Below are 9,780 nucleotides of genomic sequence, written 5' to 3'. Positions count from 1 at the left end.
TCCGCGTGGGCGTTCGTCTCGTTGGGGTGCGGCCTGTCTCAGCCCTCCTGTGTGGTGTTGTTGCGCTTGCTGCAGTTCTGTGGCGCGCGCCGCCCCGCCCCCCCCCCCCCCCCCGCGTGCGGCGTTGCGCCGCGTACTGCTGCGTACTGCTCTTACTGCCACTGCTCTGGTACTGCTGCTACTGCTCTGGCTGGGTCGTGCTCCTGCTGCGGAATCGAGTCAGATGGCGAGCGCCTGAGCGCGGCGCTTCACCTCCGTGCCGCGGTTCTCGCTCAGCGCCTGCACCGGGGTGCCCGGCAGGGAGTCGTCGGGGGTGAACAGCCATTCCAGGATCTCCGTGTCGGAGAACCGGTCGTCGCGGAGCACGGTCAGCAGGCCGACCAGGCCCTTGACGATCTTGTCCCCGTCGATGAAGGCCGCGGGCACCTGGAGGGAGCGGTTCTCGCCGCGGCGCACCGCGAGCAGCTGACCTTCCTTGACCAGCTGGCGGACCTTCGTCACTTCGATGTCGAGCATCTCCGCGATGTCGGGGAGGTACAGCCAGGCGGGAACAAGGGCATCGATCTTTGCGTCAATCTCGGTCACGGGCACAAGCCTGCCATCTCGCTAGAGCACCGTCGACTTCAGCGCGACCGCCGGATCGGCGACCTTGGCCGGGTCCACGGCCGCGCCCGACTCGATGAGGCGCCTGCCCTGGGCCAGGTCGCGCGGCCGGCCCACCGCGAGGACCGCGGCCAGGGCGCCGTCCCGCAGCCAGCACACCGACCAGGTGTCGGCCTCCGGGTCCCCGCGCCACAGCGGCGCGTCCGCGCCGCCGTGGTGGCCCGCGTACTGCACGAAGCGGCCGAACTGCTCCGACCAGAAGTACGGGACCGGGTCGTAGACCGGGCCCGCGGCATCCGGGCCCGTGGAGTCGGAGTCCGCGGCATCGGGACCAGCGGCATCCGGGCCCGCGGAGTCCGGGCCCGCCGGGTCCCCCGCCGCCGCTTCCCGGGCCACGATGTCCGCGGCGACCGCCCTCGGGCCCTGCAGCGCGTTGTCCCAGTGGTGCACGAGCAGCCGCGCCCCGTACCGTGCCGACGGGAAGGAGGCGCAGTCCCCCACCGCGTAGACCCCGGGCACCGAGGTGCGCAGGTGGCCGTCCGCGACGACCGCCCCGTCCGGGCCCAGCTCGACCTCCGACCCGGCCAGCCAGTCCGTCGCCGGGCGGGCCCCGATGCCCACCACGACGGCCCCGGCCTCCAGCACGCGCCCGTCCGCCAGCAGGACCCGGCCCGCCTCGACCGAGGCCACCCGCACGCCGGTCAGCAGCGAGGCGCCCGCCTGCGCGTACCAGCGCTCCATCGGCTCGGCGACCTCCGCCGGCAGGGCTCCGGCGAGCACCCGGTCGGCCGCTTCGACCACCGTCACCTCACAGCCCGCCGCGCGCGCCGCCGTGGCGAACTCCGCGCCGATCCAGCCCGCGCCGACGACCACCACCGCGGATCCGGCCGCCAGCACGGGCCGCAGCCGGGCCGCGTCGTCCAGGGTGCGCAGCAGGTGCACGCCCGGGACCCCCTCCGCGCCGGGCAGGGTGAGCGGCCGCGCGCCGGTCGCCAGCACGAGGACCCCGTACGGGACCGGGCCCGCCTCGGTGTCCACCTCGTGCTCGGCGGCCCGCAGGCCGGTGACCTCGACCCCGAGCCTCAGTTCGATGCCGAGCCCCTCGAAGTCGACGTCGAAGGCCGAGTCCTCGGCCTTGCCGAGGAGCACCGCCTTGGACAGCGGGGGGCGGTCGTAGGGCTGGTGGGGTTCGGCGCCCAGGAGGGTGACGGGGCCGGTCCAGCCCTGTTCCCGCAGGGCGACCGCGGTCTGCACCCCGGCCATTCCGGCGCCGACCACGACGACGGCGCGCTGGGTGTGTTCGGTCTGTTCCGTCTGCTCGCTCACCCGGCCCACCTTAGCCATCTGACGACCCGTCAGGAATAGCGGGCGGGGACCGCGCGGCTCCCGGGCGGGCGCCGGGACCGGGGAGGCAGCCTTACCCGCCCCCGGCCCCGGCGTTACTCTGGCCACCGAACCTATCGCGGGAGTCCGGGCGCACCGGGCTGAGAGGGAGGCTGGCCGGCCTCCGACCGTACGAACCTGATCCGGGTCATGCCGGCGAAGGGAGGGGCTGGACGCCCATGCAGTCATCCGCGCACACGACCGCGCATCCATCCGCGCACCCACCCAGGAAGAGCCGGGGTTCCGGCTACGACGTCCTCGTCATCGGGGGCGGCATCATCGGCCTGGTCACCGCCTGGCGGGCGGCCCGCGCCGGACTGCGCACCGCCCTCGCCGATCCGGCGCCCGGCGGCGGCGCCGCGCAGGTCGCGGCCGGCATGCTCGCCGCCGTCACCGAGCTGCACTACGGCGAGGAGACCCTGCTCGGCCTCAACCTCGCCTCCGCCGCCCGCTACCCGCAGTTCGCCGCCGAACTGGCCGACGCCAGCGGCGGCATGGACATCGGTTACCGCGCCTGCGGCACCCTCGCCGTGGCCCTCGACGCCGACGACCGCCTCCACCTGCGCGAACTGCACGCGCTCCAGCGCCGCTGCGGCCTGGAGTCGCAGTGGCTGACCGGCCGCGAGTGCCGCCGGCTGGAGCCGATGCTGGCCCCAGGCGTACGCGGCGGCCTGCGCGTGGACGGCGACCACCAGGTCGATCCGCGCCGGCTCTCGGCCGCGCTGCTCGCCGCCTGCGAGCGGGCCGGGGTGGCCTTCCACCGGGCGGCCGCGTCCCGGCTGCTGACCGGCGCCGACCGGGCCGTCGGCGCGGTCCTCGACGACCGGGACGCCACGGAGCTGCGTGCCGACCAGGTGGTCCTGGCGGCGGGCTCGCTCAGCGGCCGGCTGGACGGCGTGCCGCCGCAGGTCGTGGCCCCCGTACGGCCGGTGAAGGGCCAGGTGCTGCGGCTCGCGGTGCCGCCCGCGTACGCCCCGTTCCTGTCCCGGACCGTACGGGCCGTCGTGCGCGGCAGCCACGTCTACCTGGTGCCCCGCGAGAACGGCGAACTCGTCATCGGCGCCACCAGCGAGGAACTCGGCTGGGACACCACCGTCACCGCGGGCGGGGTCTACGAGCTCCTGCGCGACGCCCACGAGCTGGTGCCCGGCATTACCGAGCTCCCGCTGGTGGAGACCCGGGCCGGGCTGCGGCCCGGGTCGCCGGACAACGCCCCGCTGCTCGGCCCCACCGACCTGCCGGGCCTGCACCTGGCCACCGGGCACTACCGCAACGGGGTGCTGCTGACCCCGCTGACCGGCGACGTCATGGCGCAGCTGCTGACCACCGGCGAACTGCCGGAGCTCGCCCGCCCCTTCACCCCGCGCCGTTTCGCCCTCACGCGACAGGAGTCGTACGCATGACCATCTCCGTCAACGGCGAGCCGCTCGAGATCGCGGCCGGCACCATGCTCGCGGCCGTGGTCGCCACCCTCACCCAGGCCACCAGGGGCGTCGCCGCGGCCCTCAACGAAACCGTGGTGCCGCGCGGCCAGTGGCCCTACACCTCCGTGGCGGAGGGCGACCGCGTCGAGGTCCTCACCGCGGTCCAGGGAGGCTGATCCGGATGGCGGACGTGCCCGACGTATTCACCCTGGGCGGCCGGACCTTCTCCTCGCGCCTGGTCATGGGCACGGGCGGGGCCCCGAGCCTGGACATCCTGGAGCGGGCCCTGGTCGCGTCCGGCACGGAACTCACCACCGTCGCGATGCGGCGCCTCGACCCGACGGTCCAGGGTTCGGTGCTGTCCGTCCTGGCCCGGCTCGGGATCGCCGTACTGCCCAACACGGCGGGCTGCTTCACGGCGGGCGAGGCCGTGCTGACGGCCCGGCTGGCACGCGAGGCCCTCGGCACCGACTGGATCAAGCTGGAGGTCGTCGCGGACGAGCGGACGCTCCTGCCCGACGGGGTCGAGCTGCTGGACGCGGCGGAGGTCCTGGTCGACGAGGGCTTCACGGTCCTGCCCTACACGAACGACGACCCGGTGCTCGCGCGGAAGCTCGAGGACGTGGGGTGCGCGGCGATCATGCCGCTCGGGTCTCCGATCGGCTCCGGGATGGGCATCCGCAACCCGCACAACTTCGAGCTGATGATCGAACGGGCGGGCGTCCCGGTCATCCTCGACGCGGGGGCCGGCACCGCCTCGGACGCCGCGCTGGCCATGGAACTGGGGTGCGCCGCGGTGATGCTGGCCTCGGCGGTGACCCGCGCGCAGTCCCCGGTGCTGATGGCCGCCGCGATGCGGGACGCCGTGTCGGCGGGGCGCCTGGCCTTCCGTGCGGGCCGCATCCCGCAGCGCCGCTTCGCGGAGGCCTCCTCGCCGGTGGAGGGCCGCGCCGCCCTCGACCCGGAACGCCCGGCGTTCTGAGTCCCGCGGGGCCGGATCCCCCGGCCCCGCGGGCGGTCACGTCACAGCTGCGCTGCAACCATCCGGTACCCGGCTCGGACCCGAGCGCGGCCCTCGTAGAATCTCCGGGTGGACACGACCCTGGATGACCCCCTCGTCGGGCGGACGCTCGACGGCCGCTACCGCGTGGACGCCCGCATCGCGGCCGGCGGCATGGCGACGGTCTACCGGGCCGTCGACACCCGCCTCGACCGGATCCTCGCGCTGAAGGTGATGCACCCGGCCCTCGCGGCCGACGGCGCCTTCGTCGACCGGTTCATCCGCGAGGCCAAGTCCGTCGCCCGCCTCGCCCACCCGAACGTCGTGGCCGTCTTCGACCAGGGCACGGACGGGCCGTACACCTATCTCGCCATGGAGTACGTCTCCGGCTGCACCCTGCGCGACCTGCTGCGCGAGCGCGGCGCGCTCCAGCCCCGCGCGGCCCTGGACATCCTCGAACCGGTCCTCGCCGCCCTCGGCGCCGCGCACCGGGCCGGGTTCGTCCACCGGGACATGAAGCCCGAGAACGTGCTGATCGGCGACGACGGCCGCGTCAAGGTGGCCGACTTCGGGCTGGTCAGGTCGGTCGACGCCGTCACGAACACCACCGGCTCCATCCTCGGCACCGTCTCCTACCTGGCCCCCGAGCAGATCCAGAACGGGATCACCGACACCCGCGTGGACGTCTACGCCTGCGGGGTCGTGCTGTACGAGATGCTCACCGGCGCCAAGCCCCACACCGGCACCAACCCCGCGCAGGTCCTCTACCAGCACCTCAACGAGGACGTCCCGCCCCCGTCGGCCGCCGTCCCGGGACTGTCCGCCGCGCTGGACGAGCTCGTCGCGTACGCCACCGCGCGCGATCCCGAGCTGCGCCCGTACGACGCGGCCGCGCTCCTCGGGCTGGCCATCGACGCCCGCACGCAGCTCGGCGAGGCCGAGCTGGACGCCGTACCGCCGCAGGCGCGGGCCGCCGAGCGGACCGCCGCCGAGGACCGCACCAGCGTGATCGCCCGGCCGGTGGCCCCGGCCGTCTCCCACACCTCCCGGCTCGCGTCCCCGCCGCTGCCGCCGGCCCCGTCGGGACCGCGGATACGCCGGCGCGGCATGCTGCTCGTCGTGGTCGGCGTCCTGCTCGCCCTCGGCTTCGGCACCGGCGTCTGGTACATCAGCTCGGGTCAGTTCACCAAGGTCCCCAATCTGCTCGGCAAGACCGAGACGGAGGCCAAGTCGCAGCTGTCGGCGGCGGGCCTCGGCGTGAAGCGGGTCGACCGGAAGTTCAGCAACAGCTTCGCCAAGGGGACGGTGATGAACACCGATCCGGCGGGCGGCAAGCGCATCCGCGGCAACGCCGCGGTCGTCGTCACCATCTCGCGCGGCCCCGAGGTCGTCGCGGTGCCCAACCTCAAGGGCAAGCCGCTGGACGCGGCGAAGGCGGAGCTGACCTCGGCCGGTCTCGCCCTCGGGATCGTCACGCAGGCCTTCAGCCAGGACGTCGCCCAGGGCTCGGTGATCAGCACGGACCCGGCGGCGGACGGCCCGAAGCGCGCCCTGGACACCGCGGTCTCGATGGTGGTCAGCAAGGGCCGCCCGGTGCCGGTCCCGAACGTCGCCGGCAAGCCCCTCGACCAGGCCAAGGCCGCTCTGGAGGGGCTCGGCCTGAGGGCGGAGACCTCGCCCGAGCAGGTCAACTCCCCCTCCCCCGCCGGTACGGTCGCCAACCAGTCGGTGGCGGCCGGCACCCAGGCCGCGGCCGGCGACGCGGTGACGCTCACCGTGTCCAAGGGCCCCCGTCAGATCCCGGTGCCGGACGTCACCGGCCAGGAGTCGGACGCGGCCCGCAAGACCCTGGAGGGGCTGGGCTTCAAGGTGAAGGTCGACAAGCCGTTCCTCTCCTTCAGCAACACCATCGAGTCCCAGTCGGTACCCGGCGGCCAGAGCGCCGCCGAGGGCAGCACGATCACCATCAGGACCAAGGGGCTGTAGCACCGCGCCATGAACCATTCGACACGCCGCAATCCCGTGGGCGGACACGTCCCCGTCGCGGGCGGGCTGGCCTCGGTCGGCCTGGCCTACGCCCGGGAGATGGGCGCCGAGGCCGTCCAGGTCTTCGTCGCGAACCCGCGCGGCTGGGCCACCCCGGCCGGCAACCCGGCGCAGGACGAGCTGTTCCGCGAGAGCTGCGCGGCCGAGGCGATCCCCGCGTACGTGCACGCCCCCTATCTGATCAACTTCGGCTCGCACACCGAGGCGACCGTGGAGAAGTCGGTGGAGTCCCTGCGGCACTCGCTGCGCCGGGCCCGGGCGATCGGGGCGCTCGGCGTGGTCGTCCACACCGGTTCGGCGACCGGGGGCCGCCCGCGCGAGGCGGCGTACGCGCAGGTCAGGGAGCACATGCTGCCGCTGCTGGACGAGCTGACGCACGAAGACGACCCGTTCCTGCTGCTGGAGTCGACGGCCGGGCAGGGCTCCTCACTGTGCTCGCGGACCTGGGACTTCGGCCCGTACTTCGACGCGCTCGACCACCATCCGAAGCTCGGGATCTGCCTGGACACCTGCCACGTCTTCGCCGCCGGGCACGACCTGGCGGAGCCGGGCGGGACGAAGCAGACGCTGGACCTGCTGGTGGACACCGTGGGCGAGGGCCGGCTGAAGCTGGTCCACGCGAACGACTCCAAGGAGGGCGTGGGCGCCCACAAGGACCGGCACGAGAACATCGGGCAGGGCCACATCGGCCGGGACGCCTTCGCGGAACTGTTCACGCATCCGGCGATGCAGGGCGTACCCCTGATCACGGAGACGCCGGGCGGCAAGGAAGGACACGCGGCGGACGTGGCCCTGCTGAAGGAGCTCCGCGGCCTCAGCTAGGGGCGGAATACCCTGGGGGGGTATACGGTTGTGTCGTACGCCGACAGAGCCGACGCTCGGGTTTTCCCGGGTCTTCACCTCAGGGGGTCGCCATGGAACAGGCGCACGAGCACGACCACGGTCGCGACGAGCGGCACGGTCACGGCGAGCACCACGGGCACGACGAGCACCACCATCACGAAGGACCCGGCGGGCACGCGGGCGGGCACGGCACCGCGAAGGTCAGCTGGGCGACGGCGGCGAGGGCCACCCTGCACTGCCTGACCGGGTGCGCCATCGGCGAAGTGCTCGGCATGGTCATCGGCACCGCGCTCGGCTGGGGGAACCTCCCCACGACGGTCCTCGCGATCGCCCTCGCGTTCTTCTTCGGCTACGCGCTCACCGTGCGCGCGATCCGCGCGTCCGGCGTGGACTTCCGTACGGCCGTCCGGGTGGCTCTGGCGGCGGACACCCTTTCGATCGCCGTCATGGAGCTGATCGACAACGGGGTGATCGTCCTGTGGCCGGGCGCCATGGACGCCATGCTCTCGGACGCGCTGTTCTGGATCGCCCTCGCGATCTCGCTGGCCCTGGCCTTCGTCGTCACGACCCCGGTCAACCGCTGGATGATCGGCCGCGGCAAGGGGCACGCCGTCGTCCATCAGTACCACCACTGAACGAGGGGGAACGCGAGGGGCGGAGCTACAGCTCGGGGCCGTCCCCCGGCTCCTCCTGGTAGGAGTAGCGCTGCTCCCGCCAGGGGTCGCCGATGTTGTGGTAGCCGCGCTCCTCCCAGAAGCCACGGCGGTCCGCGGTCATGTACTCGATGCCGCGGACCCACTTGGGGCCCTTCCACGCGTACAGGTGCGGCACGACCAGCCGCAGCGGGAAACCGTGTTCGGCGGTGAGCAGTTCACCGCCCTGGTGGGTGGCGAAGAGGGCCCGCCCGGAAGAGAAGTCCGCGAGGCGCATGTTGGAGCTGAAGCCGTACTCGGCCCACACCATCACATGCGTGACCTGCGGGGACGGCGGGGCGAGAGCGAGGATCTCGCGGGTCAGCACCCCGCCCCATTCGGCGCCGGTCATGCTGAACTTCGTGACGCAGTGCAGGTCCGCCACGACGGAATCGAACGGCAGGGCCGCGAACTCCTCGTGGTTCCAGCAGTGCTTCTCACCGTCGGCGGTCGCGCCGAAGACGCGGAACTCCCAGCGGTCCGGCTTGAACTTGGGCACCGGACCGTAGTGGGTGACCGGCCAGCCTCGCTGCAAGCGCTGCCCCGGGGGAAGCTCCGGCTGCTCTGATCCCGGAGATTCCCGGCTTTCCGGCTGACCCATGACTCCATGGTGACAGACGTCGCGGGGTGGTCATGACCAGGTACGGGCCGATCCGGGCAAGTCACGGCAACTCCCACTAAGGAGGTACTTACTGGACTGCCTCCGGCGGCGGTGCAAGGATGCGCGCACCTACCCAGTCACATTGCTGACATTGCTTGGAAGGAGCCTCTGCGATGCAGGGCGACCCCGAGGTCCTCGAGTTCTTGAACGAGCAGCTGACCGGCGAGCTGACGGCCATCAACCAGTACTGGCTGCACTACCGCATCCAGGACAACAAGGGATGGACCAAGCTCGCCAAGTACACGCGTGAAGAGTCCATCGATGAGATGAAGCACGCGGACAAGATCACCGAGCGCATCCTGATGCTCGACGGTCTGCCGAACTACCAGCGGCTCTTCCACGTACGCGTCGGTCAGACGCTGACGGAGATGTTCCAGGCCGACCGGCAGGTCGAGGTCGAGGCGATCGACCGCCTCAAGCGCGGTATCGAGGTCATGCGCGGCAAGGGTGACGTCACCTCGGCGCGGCTCTTCGAGGAGATCCTCGAGGACGAGGAGCACCACATCGACTACCTCGACACCCAGCTCGAGCTCATCGAGTCCATCGGTGAGGCGCTCTACATCGCGCAGCTCATCGAGCAGCCCAGCTGACGGCTGACCGGTCCGCCGGGCCGGTGCCACCACGGGGCCGGCGCCCTGCCGGGCCGCGCCGGCGGTGGGTGCGTTACGCCGCTTCCACGAGGACGGGCGGGGCCACGAGCTCCGAGTCGGCGGCGAGCACGGCCGCCGCGTTCCCCTTCTCCAGCAGCTCGCGGCGCGGGCAGGCCCCGCGGCCGAGGAGGCCCTGGATGGTGCGCACGCAGGAACCGCAGTCGGTGCCGGCCTTGGTGGCCGATGCGATCTGGCGCGGGGTGCAGGCCCCGGCGGCCGCGTGGTCCTTGACCTGCTTGTCGGTGATCCCGAAGCAAGAGCAGACGTACACGCGGTTCACCTCCCTGACAGGAACGGTTCGGCGAGCCATCCCGTATTCGGTGAGGCTTACCTAACCGTACCCAAAGTGAGGCAACCCTAAAAGCCCCGGGTACGACGATGGGGGGGGGGTGAAAACCGTACGCGCCCCCAAAGGGGGGAAAACCAAGACGTGTATATTGACCCGCATGGTGGGGGGTAAAAACTGGCACCCAGTTGG

At 72.5% G+C, this 9,780-nt stretch carries 11 protein-coding genes and 1 riboswitch; of the genes, 7 read left to right on the top strand and 4 right to left on the bottom strand.

Features of this window, described 5'->3' with window-relative positions; genetic code table 11:
• Window positions 1-219 precede the first annotated feature (219 nt).
• Window positions 220-585: an Rv2175c family DNA-binding protein gene (locus ACWF9Z_RS09275; protein WP_356653959.1), complete on the bottom strand. Its 366-nt coding sequence runs from the start codon at window positions 583-585 to the stop codon at window positions 220-222.
• 21 nt (window positions 586-606) lie between these two features.
• A complete protein-coding gene (locus ACWF9Z_RS09270; protein ID WP_453599289.1) occupies window positions 607-1,929 on the bottom strand; it encodes an NAD(P)/FAD-dependent oxidoreductase in 1,323 nt (440 codons plus the stop codon).
• A 126-nt stretch (window positions 1,930-2,055) separates the two neighbouring features.
• Window positions 2,056-2,168, top strand: a riboswitch (TPP riboswitch).
• Between ACWF9Z_RS09270 and thiO the strand changes: the two genes are divergently transcribed.
• From thiO to ACWF9Z_RS09240, 6 genes are all read left to right on the top strand, one after another.
• Window positions 2,166-3,389, top strand: a complete 1,224-nt coding sequence (gene thiO / locus ACWF9Z_RS09265; RefSeq protein WP_453599286.1) for a glycine oxidase ThiO — start codon at window positions 2,166-2,168, stop codon at window positions 3,387-3,389. It overlaps the preceding riboswitch by 3 nt.
• A complete protein-coding gene (gene thiS / locus ACWF9Z_RS09260) occupies window positions 3,386-3,586 on the top strand; it encodes a sulfur carrier protein ThiS (RefSeq protein WP_453599283.1) in 201 nt (66 codons plus the stop codon). The genes thiO and thiS overlap by 4 nt, the downstream gene beginning before the upstream one ends.
• A gap of 5 nt (window positions 3,587-3,591) precedes the next feature.
• Complete coding sequence (locus ACWF9Z_RS09255) at window positions 3,592-4,392, top strand: thiazole synthase (protein ID WP_453599280.1); 801 nt, start codon at window positions 3,592-3,594, stop codon at window positions 4,390-4,392.
• A 108-nt stretch (window positions 4,393-4,500) separates the two neighbouring features.
• Window positions 4,501-6,396 (top strand): Stk1 family PASTA domain-containing Ser/Thr kinase, encoded by a 1,896-nt coding sequence (pknB, locus tag ACWF9Z_RS09250; RefSeq protein WP_453599277.1) that lies wholly within the window; start codon window positions 4,501-4,503, stop codon window positions 6,394-6,396.
• Window positions 6,397-6,405: 9 nt separating this feature from the next.
• Window positions 6,406-7,278 (top strand): deoxyribonuclease IV, encoded by an 873-nt coding sequence (locus tag ACWF9Z_RS09245; protein ID WP_453599274.1) that lies wholly within the window; start codon window positions 6,406-6,408, stop codon window positions 7,276-7,278.
• Between the two features lie 92 nt (window positions 7,279-7,370).
• On the top strand, window positions 7,371-7,934 hold the full coding sequence (locus ACWF9Z_RS09240; protein WP_453599271.1) for a DUF4396 domain-containing protein: 564 nt from the start codon (window positions 7,371-7,373) through the stop codon (window positions 7,932-7,934).
• A 25-nt stretch (window positions 7,935-7,959) separates the two neighbouring features.
• Here ACWF9Z_RS09240 and ACWF9Z_RS09235 read toward each other — a convergent pair whose 3' ends face one another.
• Entirely contained in the window at window positions 7,960-8,592 is a 633-nt protein-coding gene (locus tag ACWF9Z_RS09235) for a sulfite oxidase-like oxidoreductase (protein ID WP_453599268.1), read from the bottom strand.
• Between the two features lie 173 nt (window positions 8,593-8,765).
• On the opposite strand from ACWF9Z_RS09235, the gene bfr reads away from it, so the two are divergent.
• On the top strand, window positions 8,766-9,242 hold the full coding sequence (gene bfr / locus ACWF9Z_RS09230; RefSeq protein WP_112446344.1) for a bacterioferritin: 477 nt from the start codon (window positions 8,766-8,768) through the stop codon (window positions 9,240-9,242).
• Window positions 9,243-9,315: 73 nt separating this feature from the next.
• Here bfr and ACWF9Z_RS09225 read toward each other — a convergent pair whose 3' ends face one another.
• Window positions 9,316-9,573 (bottom strand): (2Fe-2S)-binding protein, encoded by a 258-nt coding sequence (locus ACWF9Z_RS09225; protein ID WP_453599264.1) that lies wholly within the window; start codon window positions 9,571-9,573, stop codon window positions 9,316-9,318.
• Window positions 9,574-9,780 lie beyond the last annotated feature (207 nt).

It is taken from the genome of Streptomyces sp. NPDC054961 (assembly GCF_053609145.1).
The sequence above is the reverse complement of the archived record's forward strand: the minus strand, read 5'-3'. Positions and strand labels throughout refer to the sequence as shown.